We start from the raw sequence: 25547 nt of genomic DNA, 5'->3' as shown, positions 1-25547 counted from the left end.
TTATGAAATAAAGGTGTTCCCAAACGCATATTGCGACACCTTTTAGAGGAATTCTAAAATAAACGTGTTCCCAACCGCGTATTGCGACACCTTTTTGGGAAATTCTAAAATAAACGTGTTCCCAAACACGTATTGGAACAACTTTCTGAGGAAATCTAATAAAAACTTGTTCCTAAACGTATATAGCGACACCTTTTTGAAAGGGAACCACCTTAAGTAGTCACAAATTAATGATAAAAAACTGAAACGGCTAAGCATTCTTAAGAAGTCACCTATCATCAGAAAAAGACGGTTGCAGTGAACTTTACATATACCCTTTGTCATGTTATTCGTAATTAGTCGATATCACATGATATACTGATAATTATAAAACAAAACAGTTCTTACCTTGAAATGGAGGAAATCACATGACTGAAAATACGACCACACAACTGATACAAGAGGTTGTTGATTACTTGATCGAAACAGATACGAATGAATTAGCAAGCTGGGGAGAAAAAAGAACGGAATGGTTAAAACAAGGAGGAGAACAGCTCAAAGGTATTGATAAAATCATCTCAGGAGATCTGCGGATAAAAAGAGATAACGGAGAGATTGCTACTTATCCCGCGTTTCGCGTGCAGCATAACAATGCCTGCGGGTACTACAAGGGTGGCATCCGCTTCAGCACAGGTGTGAACAAAGCAGAAGTGGAAACACTGGCGATGCTGATGACGCTGAAGAACGCCTTACACGACTTACCTTATGGCGGAGGTAAAGGTGGCGTGCATATCGATGTCAGAAAACACTCTGACCGTGAGTTAAAAGAGGTCAGTCAAGCATTTGTCAGGCTCGTCCAAAACGACATCGGTCCGTATCGTGATATCCCTGCACCGGATGTCGGCTCAGGTGCAAAGTTGATGGACTGGATGACTCAGGAGTATAAAAACCTCCATCCAAATCAGCCGTATATCAATACCTTTACAGGTAAAAGCTTGGAGAATGGCGGAACGAAAGGACGGTCTGAATCGACGGGCATCGGAACGTTTTTAAGTTATTATTATCTGGTGGATACCGTACTGGACGATACCTTAACAGTGGATGCCAACTATAGAGATGAAAGAGAAATGATCAAGTCGATTGGAGAAAAAGCAGAAGTGAAGGTCGCTATTCAAGGATTCGGTAATTTAAGCCGTGCTGCTGCAATTGAAGCGGAAAAAGCTGACAGAAAACACACAGTAATCGCTGTATCTGACAGCCGTGCAACGATTTATAATGAAGAAGGACTCGATGTAGAGGGATTAGCTGCATTCAAGGAAGAAACAGATCGGTTACCCAATGCAGACGAACTAAAGGAAATGAATAGTGGAGGTGACATTTTAGAACCGGAAGCCGTCTTGACGTTAGCTTGTGATGTGTTGATTCTAGGAGCGATCGAAGACCAGGTAACAGAAAAAAACCAAAAAGACATCAAAGCAGACATTCTTGTAGAAGGAGCAAACGGGCCTGTCACAAAAGAAGCGGATGAGTATCTGACCGCTCAAGGAAAAGTGATCATTCCAGATATTCTAGCAAATGCCGGGGGCGTAACGGTATCTTATTTTGAATGGATCCAGGGATTTACAAATGAGATAAAAGGAAAAGACGAGATTTTAAAAGATATGAGCAATCGCATGAAAAGTGTAAGCCAACGCATCTACAGGCAGCATTTTTCATCAGAACACAAAGAAAGTCTTCGCTTTTTATGTTTCAAACTGGCAGTTATCCGATTAGTGGACACAATGAAACGATCAGGTGACATCATCTAAAAAAGCGAATCATCTGTAGATTCTAACGCTAGTAAATGTTCTTTCATTAAGAGACCACCGCGAAAGCCTTTGGAAGCTGACGATTTCGGCACGACTCTATGACAAGGATAAACGATGAGCAAAGGATTAGCGCTCAAAGCAGATCCTACAGCCCGAGCGGCTTTGTCGGAATAACCAATAGAAACCGCCAGCTCACCATAAGTCGTCCGTTCACCGTATGGAATAGTTTTCAAGCTGTTCCATACTTTTTTCTGAAAATCTGTTCCGTTTAAAAAAAGAGTATCGAAAGTGAAAGTCTGTCTTTCCTTATTTAAATAAGAAATAAATTCTTTTCTAAAAGGCTCCAGCACCTGGTCGTCCTTAATGAGCTCGGCTTCTTTAAAGTAAAACGAGACCCAATCAGTCATTTCCTCCAGAGAAGCTGGACTGGAACCCACAAAGCAGAGGGCATTGTTTGTGCAAACAATATAAAAGGACCAGTGATCCTGTTTCACTAATGTATAGTATAAAATCTGACTCATTGTTTCCCGCTCCTTGATTGCACGTGTATGAAAAAAGCTTCTCGTTGATTTGAGAAGCTTTTAATCATTTAAACGTGTTGTTTTTGTTTCTCCAAGGCTTTTCTGACTTGTTCCATCACGAATGCTTCATCACCAGGGTTATCCAAGTTGACTTTATCGATATCGATCACTAGAGTCGGGCTCTTGTCGTATTCAGCAAACCAGCCGTCGTAGCGGCTATGCAGACTCTTATAATATTCAAGCAGCTCGGGATTTCCTTCGATCTGCTCAAACGGACGTCCACGTTTCTTGATACGCTCCAAGTGAGTATCCAAAGAACCTCTGAGATAAATCAGTAGATCGGGACCTTTTTTAGGCATTCCGTCAATTTCTTCCATCATATTCTCCAATAAGTCAGTATACAAAGTCATTTCTGCTTCGCTCATATTTCCCTGCTCGTAATTAATGCGTGTAAACAAAGCATCTTCATAAATCGAACGGTCCAGAACGTTATGTCTATGTACCAAGGCCTCTTTAATACTTCTAAAGCGCGTATTCAAGAAGAATATTTGTAAAGAAAACGCCCAGCGTTTTGGATCATCATAAAATTTTTCTAATATTGCGTTATCGTCGACATGTTCATAAAAAGCTTTACTGTTTAATTTATTTGATATCAGAGTAGTGTACGTACTTTTTCCGGCACCTATCATTCCTGCTAAAACAATCACAGACATTTTATCTCCTTCCAAATCACAAAAATTTGTATCTCTATTATCATACCATAACTGATTGAAAATAATAATCAAAAAAGTAAAGTTCACAAAAATATGATAGGATGGGGAGAGCAACAAGTTAGAGGAGAATGTCAGTATGCAGTGTAAAATTTGTCAGCATCAAACAAAAAAACTAGAGCATCCAAGTAACGGACACATCTTTCATGAATGCTTGAATTGTCATTTTATTGCCAAGGATCCAACGTTTTATTTGACTTCAGAAAAAGAACTCAAGCAATATGAACAGCATGAAAATTCAATTGACGATCCCAGATATGTTGCATTTTTCGAGAAGTTCCTGAATGCAGCAGTCCTTCCATTTGTCAATGAAGGAAAAAAAGCCTTTGATTACGGAAGTGGTCCCAGTCCAGTGTTAGCTCAGCTTTTGGAACGGGATTACGGTTATAACGTCGCCATCTATGATCTGTTTTATGCTCCAGAGCGCGTCTATCCTGGCCATACCTTTGATCTGATCACAACAACAGAAGTGGTAGAACATATTCCAGAACCATTGGATCTTTTTGCTGAACTTAAATCGCTGATGGATGAAAAAAGTATCCTGGCTGTGATGACACTCTTCCATCCAGAAGATGAGGGAAAATTTTGGGGCTGGCACTATATAAGAGACTTTACACATATCTCTTTTTTCACTCCCAGAACAATGGAAATCGTAGCGGAAAAAGTGGGCTTTGAAATGGTTTACTGTGATGATTATCGCTATACAACTTTTAAATTGAAATGATGCGGCTGATTAATTATAAATCTAAAGTGACAATGAAAAAAATTACTTTAGATTTCCTTGTTCTGTATTACTCTTCTTGTCAAGTGACAATTGTAAGTAATAAAAAAGCTCCACTTTGTGCAAAGATAGCCTCTTGATAGCCCAATTTGAGTAAATACTCTCTAAAGAAAATCAATAAATGTAAATAGGCCCAATATAAATATAAAAAAGAGTACATATCGTTTGAACCTGAGAACATTAATTTTACTATAGAGATAGTTTCCTAATAAAATAGCTGCAAAAACAGCGGGAAGCGACGATAGAAAATAAATACCTAATTCCCTTGTCCAGAAGCCACTTAGAAAATGGCTGAACACAATGAATAGACTTGAGAACAAAAAATGAGTCTGTAGTGTGTCTTTAAATTTGTTTGGAGACCAATTGCTTAGTGTAGCATAAAGAACGATTGGGATGCCATTCATATTATAGGCACTGCCAAGCATTCCTGAAAAGAAGCCAAAAGGGATTCCTAAAGATGTGTTCTGAAATTTTTTTGCAATTGACTTTTGATGACTTTTTGGGCCGATGAAAGAGTAAATCGAATAAAGAATAAGAAGTGTACCGAGGATAAGGCTGATCCATCTTCTTTCTACGGAGCGGACCAGAAGCAGGCCAAATGGTATTCCAGACAAAGTTGCCAGAGATAACTTGATAAGGATAATTTTATCGAAATGTTTATACCCTGAAAAAATCGAAAATAATGCGACCAAGCACCCGATGAGACCCACTAGCGAAACAGCAGTGGAAAAAGGAATCGGCAGTAACGCTAGAAGCGGCATGCTCACAACTGAATCGCCGAATCCTAAAGTAGAACGCATAAGTGATCCTAGAAATACTGCCACGATAATAAGTAAAAGAGTTGAATAGTCCATAATATTTCTCCTCGATAAAATACTTGATATAAATCAATCGCTGTCCATATATTCTATGGTATGATGAGTTTAACACAGAAATGATGAGTGTCTGAAAAGCAAGAATATCTTTTGAGAAAGGATAGATCATATGACTAACAAAAACCATGAACATAAAAGCTGTGTTTCTCTGGTACCCATATTCAATCATCTTGATGCGGAACAGATGAATGAGATAATGGAAACGGCAAGCTCGCAGTCATTTAAAAAAGGTGAGCTAGTTTATCATGCCGGAGAGACGTCAGATGTTTTAACTATTGTCAATAAAGGCAGTCTGCGTCTTTATCGATTATCCGAGTCTGGTAAAGAACAGCTAGTTCGTGTTTTAAGACCCGGGGAGTTTACAGGGGAACTGGCTTTATTTAATGAAAAAGTCCATGAAAACTATGCTGAAGCGATGGAGCCGACCTCTGTCTGCCAGATAACGCGTTCGGATCTCCAGGCTTTACTCATTAAATATCCGTCGATCTCACTTAAAATCCTGCAGGAACTATCCACACGTGTCGATCAAAGTGAAACACAAGCAACGCGTTTCACAACGGAGTCGACTGAACAGCGGCTGGCCTCTTATCTCGTTGATCTGCTTGGACCGGACAGTCAGACAAATATCGTTACCCTTCCTTTGGCAAAAAAGGATTTGGCTTCTTATATCGGAACGACCCCGGAAACTGTGAGCCGGAAATTAAAAGAACTGGAAGAAATGAACCTGATAAAACGCATCAGTTCATCTAAAATAAAAATACTTGATGAAGATAATCTGCTATTTTTATGAGTTTGTAAATGAATGAAAGCGAACAAAACGATCGAAGATCACAACGTTGGACTAAAAATCTGACAGGGTGGTCTTTTTTATTTTGAAAATTGATGCTGATCAATTTCAATATCCGCCAAGTGACATATACTATGACTGTAAGAGATAGGGAAAAGAAATAGCAACTACGGTCCAACAGAAAAAGATACACAAGAAATAGAATAGGAAAACTTGATCGCGGTCAATTCTATTTAATCGAACGTGTCGTATACTAGGATTGTAGGAGAAAGAGACAAGGCAAACGCCAATTATAAAAGGAGAGAGTATAAATGAAGAAAGCAATATTAAGATTAGAAACACTGTCATGTCCAAGCTGTTTACAGAAAATCGAGAACGCATTGAAAGGTCTTGACGGGGTTGACAAAGACACTGTTAAGGTACTCTTCAATTCAAGTAAAGCGAAGACAGCCTTTGATTCTGAGAAGATCTCAATAGAAGAGATTGAAAAAGCGATTGAAGATTTAGGTTATCCAGTAATTAAATCAACGGTTAAAGCAGCGTAATCAAAGATCAGATAAGAGAAAGAAGGAAAGAGAATGACTGAATTCAACACAGTTGTAAAGGAACATTTTCCAAAACTGGAGATTTACACCTTGCCTTTAACGCGGGCCCACGGAAAAAATCATCCGGAAGTCTACAGAGTACACGAATTGTTCAAAACTATGAATGCAAAAGTTAAAGATAATACGGTGGATAAGGTTGATTTAGATAAAGAATTTACTGAACTGCGGCAAGTGACGAACCACTATGCATTGCCAAGTGATGCATGCGAAACCTATGAAGCTGTCTACAGTATGTTATCTGAGTCAGATAGAGCGTATTACAATTAAGCAGGTACAATCAATCGAATAAAGAGTTGTTATCCCGGAGAGTATCGATTGCTTTCCGGGATCATTCTTTTTTTAAAAAGAAAATAAGCAAGACTTGACGGCTATCAAGTTAAAGGCTGGCAGAACCGGGTATACTTAATTTAACATCAAGGGAAGAGAAAAACAGGAGGAATAATCATGCAAAAAGTTATATTGAGTCAAAAGAAGCTGATCACGCTTTTAAGTGGTCTACTTATCATAACAGGTTTTTTCAGCCGCTTTGTTCTGGAAAACATGGCAGTCTTTGAAATCTCACTGATCATTGCATCAATTATTGGGATTGCGCCCATTGCAATACAAGCCTACCAGGCACTCAAGGTGAAGGTAGTCAGTATTGACGTCTTGGTTACGATTGCAGTCGCTGGGGCATTTCTAATACAGAACTTTGAAGAGTCAGCCATTGTGACTTTTCTGTTCCTTTTCGGTCATTTCTTGGAACAGCGAACTCTGAATCAGACCCGTTCAGCTATTAAAGAATTGACAGAGATGGCACCAGAGAGCGCCCTTGTTCAGACAGACAGCGGTGAATTTGAAGAAGTCGACGTGGATGAAGTAGACGAAGGGGATGTCCTACTAGTTAAAACAGGGGCAAAAGTTCCCGTAGACGGTACGGTTCTTAAAGGAGAAGGCTATATCAACGAAGCCAGTATCACAGGTGAATCCGTTCCAGTGACAAAGACTGAAGAATCAGAAGTTTACGCGGGAACAATATTAGAGAACGGTACCATTCAGATTCGTGCGGACCGTGTCGGAGAAGAAACGACTTTCGGAAAAATCATCGAACTGGTGGAAGAGGCACAAGATTCCAAGTCCGAAGCAGAACGCTTTATCGACAAGTTTTCAAAATACTACACACCTGCCGTTTTAGTTCTGTCGCTTGTTGTCTGGCTGATCAGTCAGAACATTGAACTGGCTATTACTATTTTAGTTCTGGGCTGTCCCGGTGCACTAGTTATAGGTGTTCCAGTGTCTAACGTTTCTGGCATAGGCAATGGTGCCCGTCATGGGGTACTTTTAAAAGGAAGTGAAGTGATCCATGACTTCAGCCGTGTGGATACGATCGTTTTTGATAAAACAGGAACTCTGACTGTCGGAAATCCAAGTTTAGCCAGGAAAGAAATGTATGGAGAGTATGCAGAAGAAGCCTTGAATTATCTGGCTAGCGTTGAAAAAGAATCGGATCATCCTCTGGCAAAAGCTGTGCTTGAAGAAATAAAGGCACCTAAACTTTATCCAGTATCTGAAACAGAAGTGGTCAAGGGAGGCGGAATCGTTGCGCAAGTTGACGGACATCGCGTCGTTGTAGGAAACGTCGCTTTAATGGATAAAGAAGGCATTGAATTAAGTACAAAAGCTAAACAGGATATCAAACAAGCGGAAAAAAACGGGAACTCTTTAGTGCTGACTGCTGTTGATGGTGTTCTTTATGTGTTGATGGGTATTAGGGACCAGGTCAGACAAGGTGTGAAACAAGACCTGTTGAAGTTGAAAGAATTAGGCGTGAAGAACCTTGTCGTTCTTTCTGGAGACAACCAGGGCACCGTTGACGTAGTCGCAGAAGAGCTTGGGTTAACTGAAGCACATGGACACATGCTGCCGGAAGATAAGTCGGCTTATATTGAAAAGCTTCAAACAGAAGGACAGATTGTGGCTTTCGTTGGTGATGGAGTGAACGACAGCCCATCCTTGGCATTGGCCGATATTGGAGTCGCTATGGGTAGCGGGACAGACGTCGCTATTGAAACATCAGATGTCGTTCTCATGAACTCTGATTTCAGTCGACTACCGCATGCTTTAGGATTAGTCAAAGCAACCGTCAGCAATATGGTTCAGAATATCGTGATTGCTGTTGGGGTCGTCCTTGTTCTCTTAGCGAGTGTCTTCTTCAGTGACTGGATGAACATGTCCATTGGTATGCTGGTCCATGAAGGAAGTATACTAGTCGTGATATTCAACGGTATGCGTCTGCTAAAGTATCGCCTGCATAGAACGGACACGCGCGAGCAAGCAGTAAGAGTCGAAACAACTTAAGATCAATAAGGAAAGCATCCTGCCTATCAGGATGCTTTTACTACTTCCAAACTAAACCCGGCACATGTATAACTTCTGTAATAGGTGTTTGACGTGACATGTCGAATTCAGGAGCAGCTGCCCGAGTGAGTCTGCACTTTTGAGAGCGAGATGTCGAACTCGTGAACAGTTACCTCAGTGAGTAAGCAGTTTTTGAATCGAGATGTCGAACTCGTGAGTAGGTACCTCAGTGAGTGTGCAGTTTTTAGAGTGGAATGTCGAACTCAGAAGCAGTTACCTCGGCGAGTATGCAGTTTTGAGAGTGAAATGTCGAACTCGTGAACAGGTACCTCAGTGAGTAAGCAGTTTTTAGGACGAAATGTCGAACTCAGGAGCAGGTACCTTGATGAGTATGCATTTTTGGTAGCGAAATGTCGAACTCACGTGCAGTTACCCCAGTGAGTAAGCAGTTTTTAGGACGAAATGTCGAACTCAGGAGCAGCTGCCCGAGTGAGTCTGCACTTTTGAGAGCGAGATGTCGAACTCAAAAAACCGGGACCATATGAGTGAGTATTTTAAATAAAACTAAAAAAAAGTATAAAATAACTATAAGTATGGGCTAGGGTAAGGAAGAAAGATGGCCATTTTTCTTTTCTGCTCGTTTTTTCTATAATAATGATACTTCTGCAATCGATTGCTTGACCGGCAGAGAATAAGATGCTATTATGTAGATGAGTTCACAAAAAGATTGAAAATTAAGTTTGTCACTTTAAAATTAAATATGAAAGCTTTGAATAAAGAATGATTTATTCATTGTGATCTGAACAGGCGGTGAACCTCTCACGTAGGGGAACATGCAGCCGGGCTGCACTTTGTTGCGGCAGCAGAGTATGTTTGTAAAGGGCATATCTGTGGGACAGTTAATTCTGTCCTACGGGTATGCCCTTTTTTATAGTGATAAACCAAAAAGGGGGAATAAAATAACGATTAAATCACTTTCAAAAAATAATAGTAAAAACAAAAATAAGAAAGAAGGGGTTAAAATGTTACACTATTTAATGGAGAACAAGCAAGGACAATTCTTGTCCATTGGCGTTATTTTAACAGCAATCGGCTTTGCCTTGACCGCAGTCGATAATCCTTACAGCACAGGATTGTTTTATGCAGCGATTTTCTTTTTAGGTTTTTTTGCAGCGAAGGATGCTATTACAGAAACGATCAAAGACAAATCACCAAATGTCGATCTACTCATGATTTTAGCAGCTGCGGGCGCTGTAATTATAAATTATGAATCCGAGGGGGCGGCGCTGCTTTTGATTTTTGCTACTGCTGAAGTGCTGGAAGACTATGCCAACAGCAAATCAACATCAGCCATTTCTGAACTGATGGCTCAAGTTCCAGAGACCGCTCAAGTCCTGAAAAAGAATGGTGAAGTCGTTACAGTCCCGACTGAGGAACTAGAAATAGGTGATATAGTAGTTGTGGCAAAAGGGGCGCAAATACCCATAGACGGGATCATTGACCGAAAGGCTGTCGTTAATGAAGCGGCACTGACCGGAGAAGCTGTTCCTGTCGAAAAAGAAAAAAATGATGAAGTTTTTGCCGGCACGATAAATGAAAATGATGCCTTTCATCTTGAAGTGAATAAAACAAATGATGAAACGGTTTTTTCAAATATCATTCGAATGGTCGAAGAAGCCCAAAGTAAACCTTCTCGTATCTCAAAATTCATTGATCGAATCGAAAGTAAATACGTTATTTCTGTGTTGATCATCGTTCCTATCTTTATTTTCGTACTATACGGCGTGATAGGTATTTCATTTCAAGAATCTTTTTATCGTGGTATGGTCTTTCTAACTGTAGCCAGTCCTTGTGCGCTTGTGGCTTCAGCAACACCGGCAACGCTGAGCGCAATTAGTAACGGTGCTAAAAATGGCATCCTATTTAAAGGCGGCGCGGCAATGGAAGCCTTGAGCACGATGGATACCTTGTATACAGATAAAACCGGGACATTGACGCACGGCGAATTTATAGTGAACGACTACAACATTCCAGAAGAAAGTTTAAAAGAAGTAGTTTATATGGAGCAGCAGTCCAGTCATCCTATTGCAAAAGCAATCGTTAATGCTTTCAAAGAGACCGATTTAACGACGGTTGATCAGGATGAACCTGTCAATGAAATAGCAGGCGCAGGCGTCAAAAAAGGCAAGCTTTTTATTGGAAAGCCTGAAGCCTTTAAAAATTACGATAAATACGACGAGTATAAAAAATACTTCCAGGAAGGGAACACGATCATTCTGGTAGCTAAAGAGGATGAAGTCGTGGGGTACTTTTCGCTCAGCGACCAGATCCGTACGCAATCTGCTGAAGCGGTAGCTAGCTTTCAAAAGGAAGGTATCTCAGTCACTCTTTTAACCGGAGACAATGAAGAAGTAACAACACACGTGGCAGAAACAGTTGGTGTTGATCATTATGAAGCGTCGATGCTGCCGGAAAACAAAATCGATTATGTTTTAAAGAGTCAGGATAAAGACGAGATCGTTGGGATGATCGGTGACGGAATCAATGATGCACCGGCTTTAGCAAATGCGGATATTGGCATTGCCATGGGTAGCGGGTCGTCCGTTGCGATGGAATCTTCAGATGTCGTCGTTGTTAAAAACGATCTGCTGAAACTCTTTTACAGCTATAAACTAAGTAAAAAGCTGAATAGAATCATTTTCCAAAACGTCGTGTTCTCAATCAGTGTGATCATTATACTGATCGTTTTGAACCTCTTTGGTGTACTCGGCTTGCCGCTGGCCGTTCTTTTCCACGAAGGTTCGACCATACTCGTCATATTGAATGGTCTGCGTCTGATTGGTTCCACACCCGCCAAGAAAGACCTTACTGAACAATATGACTCCGTAAGAGTTTAAAAAACAGCAGTGAAAGTACAGTAAAAATAAACAGAGAAAAACCCTGAGACATGTGCATCTCAGGGTTTTTTGATTAACTCCTCTGCTAGTTATTTATTCAGTATCCGCATAGCGTTCAATACGGCAAGCACAGTGACGCCAACGTCAGCAAATACGGCTTCCCATAGTGTTGCGATACCAAAGGCTCCGAGTATCAGAAAAACAGCCTTTATTCCAAGAGCTAAGATGATATTTTGCCAGACGATTCCTCGTGTGTTTTTAGCGACTTTTAAGGCACTGGCGATTTTAGGTATTTTATCATCCATAATGACGACATCGGCGGCTTCAATAGCTGCATCAGAACCGAGTCCCCCCATCGCGATGCCAATATCTGAGCGGGCGAGAACCGGCGTGTCATTGATCCCATCACCAACGAAAGCCACTCGTTCATTTTTCTCTTTCCTTGAAAGGATATCTTCCAGAGCATCTACTTTTTCGTGAGGCAGTAATTCAGTATAAACCTCAGTGATGCCGAGTTTTTCTGCAACATCTTCACCGATCTTTTTGGAATCACCTGTCAGCATAATGATATGCTCGATTCCTGATTTTTTAAGTTTTTTAATTCCTTCAGCGGAGTCCTCTTTGATTGTGTCAGAAATCAGTAAATGCCCCATGTATGTTTCATTTACTGCCACATAAACGAGCGTGCCACTGTCTTGTGCCTTAGTATAATCGATAGAGAATCTTTCCATCAATCGAGCATTTCCAGCTAAAACTCTTTCTCCAGAGATTTCAGCTTCGATTCCGTGACCTGGGATTTCATTAACAGCAGTGATCCTGTCTTTTTGAATCGTTTGATCGTACCGTTCTCTGATCGAATCAGCAATGGGATGGGTGGAATAGGCTTCTGCATAAGCAGCAGACTCAAGGAGCTGTGCTTCTTGAAATCCATTGGCTGGTTTTATTTCATTCAATTCAAACTTTCCCTTTGTCAGTGTTCCGGTTTTATCCACAACAATGTATTTGAGATCGTTCAACGCTTCAAGGAAATTACTTCCTTTTACAAGGATCCCTTTTCTGGAAGCCGAACCGATCCCGCCAAAGAATCCAACAGGAATAGAGATAACAAGCGCACAAGGACAGGAAATAACAAGGAAAATACTTGCTCTGTAAATCCATTCATTGAAAGTAGCGCCCGGTAAAAGTAAAGGCGGAATGACTGCAAGCATGACGGCAGCGATGACTACGATCGGAGTATAATAGCGCGCAAACTTTGTTATAAATTGTTCTGTAGGTGCTTTTCGTCCACTGGCATTTTGTACCAAGTCTAGAATTTTCTTTACAGTAGAGTCGGCAAAAGGTTTTTCTACAACAAGTTTCAGTAGAGCATTTTTATTGATATAACCGCTCAACACGGTATCGCCTGGTTTCACGCTTCTTGGAACAGATTCACCGGTCAAAACAGACGTATCCATCGATGAAGTTCCTTCAATGACTTCTCCATCCAAAGGAACTTTTTCGCCGGGACGGATCAGAATGGTATCACCAGCCTGTACTGTTTCAGGGGCCACTTTGTCTACCGTGTCACCTTTGACTAAATTGGCATAATCCGGTCGAATATCCATTAAGTCAGAAATCGAACGACGGGATTTTGTAACGGCAATATCCTGAAAGACTTCACCGATCTGATAGAAAACCATAACTGCGACAGCTTCAGGGTACTGTTGTATGTAAAAAGCACTGAATGTCGCAATCGTCATCAGGAAATTTTCATCAAACAACTGTCCGTGCAGGATGTTTTTGATCGCACGCCAGACCACATCATATCCTGCGGCTAGATAGGCGGCAATGAATAAAACGAGTGACAGACCTTCGTTTAAAGGGATAAACATACCTGAAAGCAGTAAAATTAGACTGAAAAACAAACGCACGAGTGTTGTTTTTGTTTTTGATTCAAGTCCTTTAAAGCGTGAAGAGCGGTCTGTGGATTTGGCTGTTTCAAGCGCATCTTCTTTAACAGCTGTATGGACAGTTGCATCATTATCCAGACTGACTTGTCTGCCACTGGCTTTCTCTAAAAGAGTGATATCCGGTTCCAGAGTCTGGACCTTATCTTTCACGTTTTTTAACACATCATGTTCATCTGCTGCAGTTACCCGAAAACTTAGGGTCGTGGTCATAAAGTTGACTTTACTGTCTGTGACACCAGGAACCAGAGCGACACCCCGTTCGACTTTATCGGCACAGTTGGCGCAGTCGAGACCTTCGAGCAGCCATTCATGCTGCGGATGACTAGTTGACATAAATACACCTTCTTATTAAATTTGATTGATCATTATTGATATACTGGTATTTCTTTCATTGTTTGAAAAGCATCAAGAACGTCCAAGACTGATGGGTTTAAAAGTGAATAGTAAACTGTTTTTCCTTCTTTTCGAGACGTGACGAGTCCATGTTTCTTTAAGAAACGCAAATGGTGTGACGCCAAAGCATTGCTTGATTCAAGAACCGCAGAAAGGTCGCAGACGCACATTTCATCACAAGCTTTCAATGCATAAAGGATTTTTATTCTTGAAGGATCATTGATGCATTTACTCAAGGTTAAAATATCAGAAAAGTCAGCACCATCAAGCGAAGCTTTTACGTCATCTACTTTTTCTTTATGTAAGATTGTACAGCTACACATCTCTTTAGTCATTATTATCTCCTATCATTCAAACGATCATTTGAATGTATCTTAGCAATTTCCTGGTTATTTGTCAAAGTTAAATTGAATCAATGGCTAGTTGATCTAAAAGGAGTATAAAAATTAAAATTAACACTCTATATAGTTTACGGACAGGAGCATAACAGATACAATGGAAATGAAACCACTAACTTGAATGATTTAAAAAAATAATGATACGTGCAAGCGAATAAATCATTAAAGGATTATTTAATGGAGGGAAATTCATGTTGAATATTGCTTATATCGGTGATGGGAAAAGTACGAACCGTTACCACATCCCTTTTTCAACGCAAGTCGAAGGGATAAACATCAAAATGATTCAAGCCCGTTCGGGTCACAATGAAGAATGGGAAAGAGTTCCTGGAGTTGATTACGTAAAAGATAAAACGGCTATTTATAATGATTCAGAAATAGACTTGGTCGTGATCTGCACGCCGCCAGAAAGCCATTATGAACTTGCAAAAGAGACACTTTTAAACAATAAACACGTTCTGGTCGAGAAACCTTTCGCGGAAACATCGGAGGAAGCGAAAGAGCTTTTTGATTTGGCTGAGGAAAAAGGGCTATTTATCCAGTGCTATCAGAACCGCCGTTTCGACTCAGATTTTTTAACAGTTCAGAAAGTGATCGAAAGTGGCGTAATAGGAGACATACTGGAAGTTGAAATGCATTTTGATTACTTCAGACCTGAAGTACCTGAAAACGCAGAAATGTTTGATAAATTAAACAGCTTTATGTACACACATGCCTGCCATACAGTGGATCAAGTGCTATCATACTTTGGCAATCCAGTGGACATCCACTATGATGTTCGCCAGCTTTTAGGCGACGGACGCATGAATGATTACTTTGATTTGGACTTCAATTATACGAACAATTTGAAAGTAAGCGTCAAATCAAGCTATTTCCGCTTGAAGGGCCGTCCAAGCTTTGCAATCTATGGAAAAAAAGGGGCGTTCATCAAAGAAACGAAAGACCGTCAGGAAGAACACTTGAAGCTGTTTTACATGCCGGTAAATAATGATTTTGGTGTCGATCTGCCAGAGCATTACGGGACGCTTTATTATATGGATGACAAAGGACACTACCATGAAGAGAAAGTCGTATCCGAAGTAGGCGACTACAGCCGGATTTACAAAGGGGTTTATGAATCGATTGTCAACGGCAAGGAAAAAATCGTGAAGGATGAAGAAACGATCCGTCAAATCGAAATCCTTGAAGAAGGTATCAGCGAAATGAAAAATTATTAAAAAAGTTTAGCACTTGCCTCGGGAGAAGTTCAATGAAAAAAATGATAATGAATGATAGAAGTCAAAAAGGAGGGAAATGATGTCTGAAAATGCGAATCTTTTTCATATCTTATCGTGGGTATGCTTATTTGCCGGATGGATGGGTTTAACTATCCTAGCTTTTCCATTGGGTATTTACTTAGCAGGTCAAGCAACAAAAGGCGGCGTCGATGCCACTTTGGCCCGTAAGTTAAATAACTGGTCACTGATCGCAGTAATCGTGTTATTCGTGCTTGGTGTCATAGGGTTCTTTACTTTATTTTCTGCCAGCTGGTAAGTTAATAAACGAATACATTTTTAGGAATAGTGGTGTTCTCACAAGCCTCTATTCCTTTTTATGATAGATCTAACAATGATACTGGAGGGAATTACTTGGATAAATTGATATTTCACGACATGACCTTGTACTGGTTAGATGGCGGCGTTGTTTCATTCGATGGGGGAGCCATTTTTGGCGTGGTACCGAAACCTTTATGGTATAAAAAATACCCTGCCAATGAAAAGAATCAAATTACGCATGCAACGGAGCCCATTCTTATTCAGTATCAGGGGAAAAATTATCTGATCGATACAGGCATCGGTAAAGGCAAGCTCACAGAAAAGCAGAAACGTAATTTTGGCGTCAAGGAAGAGTCTCATATAGATGAAAACTTAAATACGCTGGGACTAACTAAAAGTGATATCGATGGTGTCCTCATGACGCATATGCATTTTGATCATGCCTCAGGACTGACGCATGAAGAAGACGGCGTGTTTGTCTCTTCCTATCCTAAAGCGGTGATATATATGACTGAAACAGAGTGGGATGAAGTGAGGCATCCGAATATCCGATCAAAAAGCTCTTACTGGAAAAAGAACTGGGAAGCCATTCAAGGACAAGTCGAAACATTCAAAAAAGAGCGGGAAATCATTCCGGGGATCACGATGTATCATACCGGCGGCCACAGTAAGGGTCATGCGGTAGTGAAACTGGACCAGAACGGAGAAACGCTCATGCATATGGCTGATATTATGGCGTCGACTGCCCATCAGAATCCTTTATGGGTCATGGCGTATGATGATTACCCGATGGATTCTGTCTATGCCAAAGAGAAGTGGATGAAACATGCCTATAAAAATCATTATACATTCATTTTTTATCATGATGCCTACTACCGAATGGTGCAGTGGGATGAAAATGGGAAAGACATCGTCGATTTTATGAGACGATCCAAAAAGTCGAGCGGTTAGACGTGTTGTATTTTATCGACAATCTTTGAAAATCTGTTTTTTTAATAAAGAAATTATATAGTCATAATTTTTTTAAAAACAGAAAAACAACAGAAAAAATAAGCAGAAGCAACAATAAAATATTAACAAATGAGTGGAGTTGTGCTATACTGTTGAATGTTCCGGCTAGGTGGTGGAATGGTAGACACGCCAGACTCAGAATCTGGTGAGCGCAACGCTCGTGAGGGTTCAACTCCCTTCCTGGCCATATTTCAAAATCAAACGCATCGTTTTACAGAACCTTTTTATATGATAATAAAGAAGAAAAGCCCCGTCTACAGTCATTGCAGACGAGGTTTTTTTGTATGCATACTTAAGAAAAAGTAGATGCAGGAATTCAAATCTAATTATTCGGGTTTAAGATTCAGAAGCTTTTACACAGGCTTCAAGCGTTTTTTCAATACTGGCGTAGACGTCATCTTCTTCATAACCTAAGGGGTCCATTGAGATTTTAGGATCAATAGACAGATCACGACTATTCATATCCGCATTCATCACCATATGCATGCCATGCTCTTTGCCAGCTGCAGCTGATTTTTCATCGATTGCCTTGTAGCTAGGCAGCACGGTCTCCAGATCAACGACAGGCACCTGTGTTTTATCTTTTTGCCCTAACGCGTCGACCATCATATCAGCAAATTCTTTATGGGATAAATTGATCCCACCAAGTGGATAAGTCCCGCGATGCTCGCCTTTCTCCAAAGCGCCCACTGCAGCTTGAGCAACTTGTTTAACAGTTACGGCAGCAGTACTACCACCTAGGACAGGATAAACGTCTTTTCCTTTGATTTGATCTGTAAACATTTTCCAAAGTGGCGTACGGCCAGGCATGGTTCCAAATATATAAGGAAGACGGAGACTGCTTACACGCATTTTCCCTTCCCCTTCAGCAAAACCGATCTGCTCCTGCAGTAAACGTGTGGCAGGATAAGGTTCGCTCTTCAAGTCAACGTCAGTAAATCTTTCAGCAAATTCAGCAAAATAAGAACCGAAAATCACAAAGCTCTCGACACCTGCTTTTGCGGACAAACGAGCGAGTCGCTGAGTCGGCAGGACATTGGCTTCATAGAAAAATGAGAACGCCGGTGCGTCAGGAACAATGCGTTCATCCGCGCCGATCGCGTAAATAACACCATCGACATCGCTTAAGATATCAAGCACTTCTTCGTCACTCAATTCGTTGACATTCGCCAGCATGTTTTCAACATTAGTATCTGCGAATAAATTTTCATCTGGCATAGGAGGCAGAGAAAGCGCCTTGACCTTGTAGCCTTTACTTAACAGTTCTTTAGTCGTGTAATAACCTAAAAAACCAGTTCCACCTAAAACTAAAATTTTTTTCACATTAAAACCACCCTTCTGTCGCTTATTATAATACAAAAAAAAATAGTGTAAGTATTATCATAAATTACAAATACTAATAGGTTTGTTTTGTTTAAGAGCTTCCTGATAAAACATAATACATACCCTTTTCTTCGGGTAAAATAATACAAAACACCAAAGGGATCAAAATGCGTGCCCTTTCGGAGAGTGAGGCAGTGCAAAAGGTCAGGCAAAAGTAAAATGCATGCCTTTTTCAGGGGTAAAGACAATTAAAAGGTAACGCAAACTCAAAATGCGCGCCCTTTCGGAGAGTGAGGCAGTGCAAAAGGTAACGCAAAAGTAAAATACATGCCCTTTCTAAGGTAAAGCCGACTAAAAGGTAACATAAAAGCAAAATGCGTGCCCTTTCTAAGGATAAAGACGATCAAAAGGTCACATGAAAGTTAAAACAAAATCGAAAATTAAAGAGCAATTAAAATATTAAGAAAATAAAATTAGCATTCCAAAACAAGTAAGCGGTTTCCGTTGGTGTTAAAAGGTTATTAAATAAATTTATAAGTAGATAAAAAACACTAATTGGTATAAAACTAAGACTCTTGCTATGATTTAGTTGTTGGTAGAAAACGTTTACAAATAACAGGAGGTTTTGAGAAAATGGCAGAGAAATTAAGCAAGCTTAATTTTGACAAACTTGTAGAAGGTTACAAGGACAACTTCAAAATGTATCAGGTTTTGGATGAAAAGGGAAAAGTTGTCGATGAAAAAACAATGAAGGAATTTAGTGATGATGAATTAGTCGCTTTAATGGAAGACATCGTCTGGGGCAGAGCCTTGGATGAACGTACGATTATTTTAAACAGACAAGGGGCACTAGCGAACTACGCGACTGCCGGAGGACAAGAAGCAAGTCAGTTTGGTACATTAAAAGGACTAGAAGAAGGCGACTTCCTAGTACCGGGATATAGAGATATCGGCGTATCTATCAAGCACGGATTACCAATGCATCAAGCCTTTATGTGGTATAGAGGTCATGTAGGGGGTAATAAATATGACAAAGACTTCCCAATGATGGTTCCTCAAGTGGTCGTTGCAGGTGGAATCACCCATGCGATGGGAGTGGCCTTTGCCAAGAAACGCAAGAATGAAAAGAATGTCGTTTTAGCGTTTACCGGTGATTCTGCTACATCTGAAGGTGATTTCTACGAAGGTATCAACTTTGCAGGGGCATTTGGCGTGCCACTTATCGTCGTTGTTCAAAACAATGGTTATGGCATTTCAGTACCCGTTCATGAGCAGACTGCCGCAGAAACACTGGCACAAAAAGGTGTGGCAGCAGGAATTGCTTCCATTCAAGTTGATGGTATGGATCCAGTCGCAACCTATGCAGCAGCTCGAAAAGCAAGAGAATATGCTTTGAAAGAAAATAAACCTGTTTTGATTGAAACACTGACTTACCGTTTTGGACCGCATACGATGTCAGATGATCCTAAGAAATACCGTACAGATGAAGAATTAAATGAGTGGAAGAAAAAAGATCCAATCGTTCGCTTGAGAACTTATTTAGTAGAAAAAGGTTTATGGGAAGAAAGTCGAGAAGAAGAAATCAAAAAAGAGGTAACAAAAGAAGCACGACAAGCAATTGAAAAAATGAATCAGGAACCTGAAATGAAAATTGTTGACTTGCTTGAAAATATGTATGAAGTCAAACCTCAGAATATTAAAGAACAAATCGAAAAATACAAAGCAAAGGAGCAGGGATAAACATGGCTAATTTAACATTTGCAGGAGCTATTACGGATGCATTAAAAAATGCATTGAACAAATTTGATAACACAATGATTTTTGGACAAGATGTTGGGCCAAATGGCGGTGTATTTAGAATAACAGATGGTCTACAAGATGAATTCGGAAAAAGTCGTGTCTTTGATACGCCTTTAGCTGAATCTGGTATTTTAGGCATGACTTTAGGACTTGGACATGAAGGATTCCGAGCATTGCCTGAATTACAGTTCAGCGCATTCAGTACAGAAGCCATCAGTCCGATAATGGGACAAATTTCCAGATACCGATACCGTTATGGCGGAACAAGAAACTTACCTATTACTATCCGTACACCTTTTGGCGGCGGCGTAGGAACGCCTGAATTGCATTCGGACAGTATGGAGGGATTGTTTGGAGGCATACCGGGACTAAGAGTTGTTGTTCCCACAAATCCTTATGATGCTAAAGGGCTGTTATTGTCAGCAATTGAATCGAACGACCCTGTCATCTTTTTAGAACATCTAAAACTGTATCGTTCCGTTAAAGGTGAAGTGCCTGAAGAATATTACACAGTTCCGCTTGATAAAGCAGCTGTCGTTAGAGAAGGAACAGACGTCACCATTGTCACTTCCGGTTTCATGGTACATGAATCAATGAAAGCTGCCGATAAGCTTGAAAAAGAAGGCATCAGTGCAGAAGTGATTGATTTGAGAACCATTGCTCCTATCGATATGGAAACCATTAGAAAATCAGTCGGAAAAACACATCGTGCAGTAGTCGTTCAGGAATCTCAAAGAGTTGCTGGTGTCGGTGGTAATCTGATGTCAGAAATCGGCGAGCGCTGCTTTATGGAATTGGATGCACCGGTTTCTCGCGTGACTGCTCCAGATACTGTTTATCCATTTGTACAGATCGAGAACGAATGGATACCTGGTCCGGAAGCTATTGTTGAAAAAGTAAACGAAACTATCAAGTTCTAGGAGGTAATCAAATGTATGATGTAATTCTACCAGATGCTGGTGAAGGAACGGTTGAAAGTGAGATCGTCGCCTGGTTTTTTGAAGTTGGCGATGAAATTAAAGAAGATGATGTTTTACTGGAAATGCAAAGTGACAAAGCTGTTGTCGAATTGCCTAGTCCTAAAAGCGGTATTTTAAAAAAGAAACACTATGACGTAGGTGAACTCGCACAAGTTGGCGAACCAGTAGCCACGATCGAACTGGAAGGTTCAGACGGGGGTAGTACTGAAGAAAAAGAAGAGACTGCAGAAGTGTTGGTTGCTGAAGAAAAAACAGCTGAAGAAGAAACAGACGCTACTGTCGCATCTACTAAAAGCGCAGGAACAGGAAGTAAGAATAAAGAAGTTTCAGACGACTGGCGTACACTTGCCGTCCCACGTGTCCGTATTTACGCTCGAAATAATAATGTCGACTTAACACAGGTAGAAGGCACAGGAAATCACGGCAAAGTAACGATCGAGGATATCGACCGCTTTATGGAAAGTCCAGAAGCTCAAAAAACAGAAGCAGTTAAAGAAGAAAAAACAATGTCTCAAGACGAAGAGCGTTCTAATGTTTCCATGCCTAAATCTGACGTTAAACCGTATCAGCCTTCTGAATCTGAAGGAGCAAAAGCCGACCGAGTGGAGAAAATCACACCGATGAGACGTGCGATTTCACAAGCTATGGTCAATAGTAAAATGACTTCTCCGCATGTCACTGTGTTCGATAAAGTAGAAGTTTCAGCTCTTGTTGATCATCGTAATGAAATGAAGGTGATTGCAGGTAATAATGATATCCGCTTAACGTATACAGCTTATTTCGTCAAAGCATTAGTCGCTGTGTTAAAGCGTTTCCCTGAGTTGAATGCTTCAATGAATTTGGATAAAGGGGAAATTTACTATCACCAGTATTATAACGTTGGTGTCGCTGCAAATACCCCGCAAGGACTAGTTGTGCCAGTGATCAAAGATGCTGAACGACTAAGCTTATTTGAAATAGCAAGTAAAGTAGATGAGCTGGCAGCAAAAGCAAATGAAGGAAAATTGACACAAGATGAAATGAGTAACGGTTCGATGACGGTCACAAATGTAGGCGGTGCAGCTACTGGCGGAGTATGGTCTACACCTATTATAAACCAGCCTGAAGTGGCGATCGTCGGCATGGGTAGAATAGAAAATGAATTTTTACCGGATGAGGAAGGAAATCCTGTACTCAAACCTGTACTGAAAATTTCATTTGCCTTTGACCATAGAGTGGTCGACGGGGTTTATGCCCAGGAAGCAATTAACTTGTTGAAAGAATACTTGAATAATCCAAACTTGCTATTATCGGAAGGATGATGAAACACAATGGTTGTTGGAAGCTTTGTCGAAGAAGTTGACACAGTAGTGATTGGATCTGGCCCTGGCGGCTATGTCGCAGCGATCCACGCAGCGCAAAAAGGGCAAGACGTTGTTGTCGTAGAAAAAGACGAAATCGGCGGCGTCTGCCTTAATGTCGGGTGTATTCCTTCTAAAGCCCTTATATCTGTCGGAAAAGACACATATAAGTCTCAAAATGAGACCGCTTTTGGTTTGAAATATGAAGGTTCAACACTGGATTTTGAAAAAACACAACAGTGGAAAAACAAGGAAGTGGTGAACAAGCTCACTTCAGGAATTGAAGCGCTCCTTAAAAAATATAAAGTTAAAATAGTCAAAGGAACGGCCAATTTCAGTTCGAAAAACAGAATCTCTGTTGTAAATGGAGATGACTATTATGGCTATGAGTTTCAAAATGTCATTATTGCAACTGGAAGCAGACCCATTGAAATTCCAGGATTTGAATTCAATGAAGATATATTGGATTCAACGGGTTTACTGAATATAAAAGAACTCCCTGAATCTTTAGTGGTTGTAGGTGGTGGATATATTGGCATGGAACTGGCCTTCGCTTTTTCTGACTTAGGCAGCAAAGTGACCGTCATTGAAAGTCTGGACAGAGTCATGAATGGGTTCGAAAAGGATTTAATAAAACCAGTATTAAACGCTGCGAAAAAGAAAAATATAGAAATCATCACGGAAGCTAAAGCCACTTCTTATAAAAAAGATAAAGACAAGCTTGTTTTATCTTATGAAAAAGATGGCAAAACAAGTGAACTTGAAACAGAGAAAATTGCAGTAATGGTTGGAAGAAGACCAAATACAGAAGAACTGTCCTTGTCAATGGCAGGGGTAAAAACAACGACCACTGGCCATATCGAAATAAATGAGTTTGGCCAGACGACGACAGATCATATCTATGCTATTGGAGATGTAGTCCCAGGGCCTGCTTTAGCCCATAAAGCAAGTTATGAAGCGAAAATGGTCGTGGATAAAATAAGCGGCAATGAAGGAGCAGCCATTGATTATCTGGCCATTCCAGCCGTTTGCTACACGTCTCCTGAAGTCGCAACTGTCGGTTTAACTTTTGATCAGGCAAAAGAGCAAGGAATAAAAGCAGAAAAAGCAACGTATAACTTCAGAAACAACGGCAGAGCTCTGTCGATGGGCAAAACGGATGGTTTTATAAGAATGATCATGGATTCAGATTCAAAACGTATTGTAGGAGCTCAATTAGTAGGTGCTAATGTTGATGAGTTGGTCAATAACATTGCACTGGCCATTGAAAATCTGCTAACGGTTGAAGATGTTTCATTAACGATCCACAGTCATCCCTCATTATCAGAAGGTATTTTAGATGTAAGTGAAATATTACTAGGTGAACCAACTCATCAATAGACTCAAACGGAAAAATAAACCAACAATAGATAAAGGTTGTTGGTTTATCTTTCTTTAAAATAATTTAAGAGGGTGAATACATTGGAAAAAGATATGACTGCAAAAAAATTTATTATGAACGTTTTAAATGGTATCGCTTTAGGTACAGTTATTGCACTAATTTCAGGCGCATTGCTTGGAGAAATCGTTAAAGCATTGAGCGACAGTGCTCCCTGGCTAGCTTATCTCGGCACAGCATTATCTATGTCTAATTCTATGATAGGACTACTGAGTGGTATCTTGATAGGACAAAGTTTTAAATTTACGCCAATTCAATCGATGTCCATAGGATTAGCTACTTTGTTCGGTTCTGGTGCAGTTAAAATGATCGATGGAGCGATCGTGCTGGCAGGAACCGGAGATATCATCAATATGGGTGTCACAGCTTCTGCAGGAGTACTGATTGTGATGCTGTTAGGTAAAAGCTTGAAAGCCTATTCCATCATTGTTATCCCACCTGTTGTGTTGGCTGTAGCCGGTGGAATCGGGTACTTCACACTTCCATATATCGCAAAAATCACCGAAGTCATTGGTATAGGTATTGAACAGTTATTAACATTACAGCCAATTGTCTTGGCAGTATTACTTGGAATGATTTTCTCTCTACTTATTGTTTCACCAATTACATCCGTGGGTATAGCCGTTGCTATTTCTTTGGCTGGAGTAGGTTCAGGAGCAGCCAACTTAGGAATAACAGCGACAGGTTTTGGACTGGCGATCATGGGATGGTCTGTCAATGATATTGGTACAAACCTTGCACACTTTATTGGTTCGCCTAAAATACAGATGCCGAACGTCGTTAAAAAGCCATTGATAATGGTTCCCATCTTAGCGAGCGCTGCGTTGACTGCATTACTGGCTGTAATATTCAACATTCAAGGAACACCAATGAGTGCAGGATTTGGATTCAGTGGACTAGTAGGACCAATCAATCACTTGAATCTAACTGAAAGTGGCTGGACTGTTACAAATATTCTAATTACGATTCTAGTTTTTGTCGTCGCACCGATTACTTTTGGATTTATATCAAAATATGTCTTTATGAAAGTATGGCCGATCGTATCTCCTGAGGATTATCGACTGGATATTAAATAAACAGAAATTATATAAGAAAGCAGGGATGAAATATGGGATTGGTTACAAACCTTCAGTCAATTCGTCAATCAGTTGATTCCAAGAAATTAAAGATCGCTGTGGTGAAAGCAGCTAACGAAGATGTTTTGAAATCGATTAAAAGAGGAATAGAAGAAGATATTATAGAACCTGTACTTATCGATGATGAAGGCAAACTAACAGGATTATTGAAACAACTATCCATTGATTTGGAAAAAGTGGAAATTATCGACCAGGCAGATGATAAAAAGGCAGCTGAAAAAGGGGTAGAACTTGCCCGAGATAAAAAAGTGGATGCTTTGATGAAGGGGTTTATTGGAACGGGAGACATTTTACGTCCGGTTGTCAATAAAGAAACAGGAATTCGCTCAAGTACTCTATTATCGCACGTCGCTGTTATCTTTGTACCAAAATTAAACCGTTTTGTCGCTATCACAGATGGTGGAATGGTTGTCGAGCCAAATAAAGAGCAACTTAAAACAATCATCGAACATGGTGTAGAAGTGATGAAGAGTATTGATGTAAAAGAACCAAAGGCAGCTATTCTTTCAGCTTCGGAAAATGTCATGTCAAAAAATAATGCCTCGGTATGGGCAAGTGAATTGACAGAAGAGATGAGAAGTGACGATTACGTAGTAGAAGGACCCATTTCTCTGGATTTGTCCTTGATACCAGATATTGCCGAAGAAAAGAATTATAGAGGGAAAATTCAAGGTGACGCAGATATAATTGTTACCCCAGATATAGTATCTGGAAACTCACTGTCAAAATCACTCACACTATTTGGTGGCGCTGAAATGGCAGGACTGATCATAGGAGCGACTGTGCCGATCATATTAACGTCCCGTGCGTCATCAAGTGACGAAAAATATGCGTCAATTTTGTTAGCACAACATGTCATGAATCAAAAAGAAAATGGATAAGTG

The 25547-nt window shown here is 40.3% G+C and carries 22 protein-coding genes, 1 tRNA gene and 1 riboswitch; of the genes, 17 read left to right on the top strand and 6 right to left on the bottom strand.

Translation table 11 applies throughout. From position 1 onward, the window contains the following. Positions 1–407 precede the first annotated feature (407 nt). Positions 408–1787, top strand: a complete 1380-nt coding sequence (locus AKA01nite_RS03835) for a Glu/Leu/Phe/Val family dehydrogenase (RefSeq protein ID WP_146923978.1) — start codon at positions 408–410, stop codon at positions 1785–1787. Here the strand turns inward: AKA01nite_RS03835 and AKA01nite_RS03830 are convergent. Continuing rightward, complete coding sequence (locus AKA01nite_RS03830) at positions 1784–2308, bottom strand: methylated-DNA--[protein]-cysteine S-methyltransferase (RefSeq protein ID WP_146923976.1); 525 nt, start codon at positions 2306–2308, stop codon at positions 1784–1786. The genes AKA01nite_RS03835 and AKA01nite_RS03830 overlap by 4 nt on opposite strands. 68 nt (positions 2309–2376) lie before the next feature. Next, positions 2377–3021 (bottom strand): deoxynucleoside kinase, encoded by a 645-nt coding sequence (locus AKA01nite_RS03825; protein WP_186805080.1) that lies wholly within the window; start codon positions 3019–3021, stop codon positions 2377–2379. Positions 3022–3157: 136 nt separating this feature from the next. Between AKA01nite_RS03825 and AKA01nite_RS03820 the strand changes: the two genes are divergently transcribed. Continuing rightward, positions 3158–3802, top strand: coding sequence for a class I SAM-dependent methyltransferase (locus AKA01nite_RS03820; protein WP_146923972.1), 645 nt, complete (start codon positions 3158–3160; stop codon positions 3800–3802). A 161-nt stretch (positions 3803–3963) separates the two neighbouring features. On the opposite strand, the gene AKA01nite_RS03815 is transcribed toward AKA01nite_RS03820, so the two are convergent. Next, positions 3964–4713, bottom strand: a complete 750-nt coding sequence (locus AKA01nite_RS03815; RefSeq protein ID WP_146923970.1) for a sulfite exporter TauE/SafE family protein — start codon at positions 4711–4713, stop codon at positions 3964–3966. A gap of 130 nt (positions 4714–4843) precedes the next feature. Here AKA01nite_RS03815 and AKA01nite_RS03810 point away from each other — a divergent pair, with 130 nt between their 5' ends. The 5 genes from AKA01nite_RS03810 to AKA01nite_RS03790 all read left to right on the top strand — a co-directional run bounded on the left by AKA01nite_RS03810 (position 4844) and on the right by AKA01nite_RS03790 (position 11360). Further along, the gene (locus AKA01nite_RS03810; RefSeq protein ID WP_146923968.1) at positions 4844–5524 is read left to right on the top strand and encodes a Crp/Fnr family transcriptional regulator; all 681 of its coding nucleotides are present in this window, start codon (positions 4844–4846) and stop codon (positions 5522–5524) included. A gap of 308 nt (positions 5525–5832) precedes the next feature. Continuing rightward, entirely contained in the window at positions 5833–6066 is a 234-nt protein-coding gene (locus AKA01nite_RS03805) for a heavy-metal-associated domain-containing protein (RefSeq protein ID WP_146923966.1), read from the top strand. Between the two features lie 33 nt (positions 6067–6099). Further along, a complete protein-coding gene (locus AKA01nite_RS03800) occupies positions 6100–6393 on the top strand; it encodes an iron-sulfur cluster repair di-iron protein, ric (protein ID WP_146923964.1) in 294 nt (97 codons plus the stop codon). Between the two features lie 177 nt (positions 6394–6570). Further along, on the top strand, positions 6571–8463 hold the full coding sequence (locus tag AKA01nite_RS03795) for a heavy metal translocating P-type ATPase (RefSeq protein WP_146923962.1): 1893 nt from the start codon (positions 6571–6573) through the stop codon (positions 8461–8463). A 789-nt stretch (positions 8464–9252) separates the two neighbouring features. After that, a riboswitch (NiCo riboswitch) is annotated at positions 9253–9364 on the top strand. Between the two features lie 121 nt (positions 9365–9485). Further along, positions 9486–11360 carry a heavy metal translocating P-type ATPase gene (locus AKA01nite_RS03790; protein WP_146923960.1) on the top strand — a complete coding sequence of 625 codons (1875 nt, stop codon included), beginning with the start codon at positions 9486–9488 and terminating at the stop codon, positions 11358–11360. Between the two features lie 89 nt (positions 11361–11449). Here the strand turns inward: AKA01nite_RS03790 and AKA01nite_RS03785 are convergent, their stop codons facing one another. Together AKA01nite_RS03785 and AKA01nite_RS03780 are read right to left on the bottom strand one after the other, a co-directional pair. Next, positions 11450–13642, bottom strand: a complete 2193-nt coding sequence (locus AKA01nite_RS03785) for a heavy metal translocating P-type ATPase (RefSeq protein ID WP_146923958.1) — start codon at positions 13640–13642, stop codon at positions 11450–11452. Positions 13643–13674: 32 nt separating this feature from the next. Beyond that, positions 13675–14037, bottom strand: coding sequence for an ArsR/SmtB family transcription factor (locus AKA01nite_RS03780; RefSeq protein WP_146923957.1), 363 nt, complete (start codon positions 14035–14037; stop codon positions 13675–13677). 254 nt (positions 14038–14291) lie between these two features. Between AKA01nite_RS03780 and AKA01nite_RS03775 the strand changes: the two genes are divergently transcribed. From AKA01nite_RS03775 to AKA01nite_RS03760, 4 genes are all read left to right on the top strand, one after another. Beyond that, positions 14292–15317 (top strand): Gfo/Idh/MocA family oxidoreductase, encoded by a 1026-nt coding sequence (locus tag AKA01nite_RS03775; RefSeq protein WP_146923955.1) that lies wholly within the window; start codon positions 14292–14294, stop codon positions 15315–15317. A 79-nt stretch (positions 15318–15396) separates the two neighbouring features. Beyond that, positions 15397–15633, top strand: coding sequence for a hypothetical protein (locus AKA01nite_RS03770; protein ID WP_146923953.1), 237 nt, complete (start codon positions 15397–15399; stop codon positions 15631–15633). A gap of 95 nt (positions 15634–15728) precedes the next feature. Then, on the top strand, positions 15729–16586 hold the full coding sequence (locus tag AKA01nite_RS03765) for a YtnP family quorum-quenching lactonase (protein WP_146923951.1): 858 nt from the start codon (positions 15729–15731) through the stop codon (positions 16584–16586). 163 nt (positions 16587–16749) lie between these two features. Beyond that, positions 16750–16833, top strand: a tRNA-Leu gene (locus AKA01nite_RS03760). Positions 16834–16982: 149 nt separating this feature from the next. Here the strand turns inward: AKA01nite_RS03760 and AKA01nite_RS03755 are convergent. After that, positions 16983–17969, bottom strand: coding sequence for an NAD-dependent epimerase/dehydratase family protein (locus tag AKA01nite_RS03755; protein WP_146923950.1), 987 nt, complete (start codon positions 17967–17969; stop codon positions 16983–16985). Positions 17970–18602: 633 nt separating this feature from the next. On the opposite strand from AKA01nite_RS03755, the gene pdhA reads away from it, so the two are divergent. From pdhA to AKA01nite_RS03725, 6 genes are all read left to right on the top strand, one after another. Further along, the gene (gene pdhA, locus AKA01nite_RS03750) at positions 18603–19709 is read left to right on the top strand and encodes a pyruvate dehydrogenase (acetyl-transferring) E1 component subunit alpha (protein WP_146923948.1); all 1107 of its coding nucleotides are present in this window, start codon (positions 18603–18605) and stop codon (positions 19707–19709) included. Positions 19710–19711: 2 nt separating this feature from the next. Then, positions 19712–20689: an alpha-ketoacid dehydrogenase subunit beta gene (locus tag AKA01nite_RS03745; RefSeq protein WP_146923946.1), complete on the top strand. Its 978-nt coding sequence runs from the start codon at positions 19712–19714 to the stop codon at positions 20687–20689. Positions 20690–20700: 11 nt separating this feature from the next. Continuing rightward, complete coding sequence (locus AKA01nite_RS03740) at positions 20701–22050, top strand: dihydrolipoamide acetyltransferase family protein (RefSeq protein WP_146923944.1); 1350 nt, start codon at positions 20701–20703, stop codon at positions 22048–22050. 9 nt (positions 22051–22059) lie between these two features. After that, a complete protein-coding gene (gene lpdA / locus AKA01nite_RS03735) occupies positions 22060–23469 on the top strand; it encodes a dihydrolipoyl dehydrogenase (protein WP_146923943.1) in 1410 nt (469 codons plus the stop codon). Between the two features lie 72 nt (positions 23470–23541). Beyond that, on the top strand, positions 23542–24603 hold the full coding sequence (locus tag AKA01nite_RS03730) for a PTS sugar transporter subunit IIC (protein WP_186805079.1): 1062 nt from the start codon (positions 23542–23544) through the stop codon (positions 24601–24603). Positions 24604–24635: 32 nt separating this feature from the next. Beyond that, positions 24636–25544 carry a phosphate acyltransferase gene (locus AKA01nite_RS03725; RefSeq protein WP_146923941.1) on the top strand — a complete coding sequence of 303 codons (909 nt, stop codon included), beginning with the start codon at positions 24636–24638 and terminating at the stop codon, positions 25542–25544. The last annotated feature ends 3 nt before the right edge of the window (positions 25545–25547 follow it).

The organism is Alkalibacterium kapii (assembly GCF_007988865.1).
Classification (GTDB): Bacteria; Bacillota; Bacilli; order Lactobacillales; family Carnobacteriaceae_A; genus Alkalibacterium; species Alkalibacterium kapii.
Note: the sequence above shows the minus strand (reverse complement) of the source record. Positions and strands in the feature narration are given on the sequence as shown.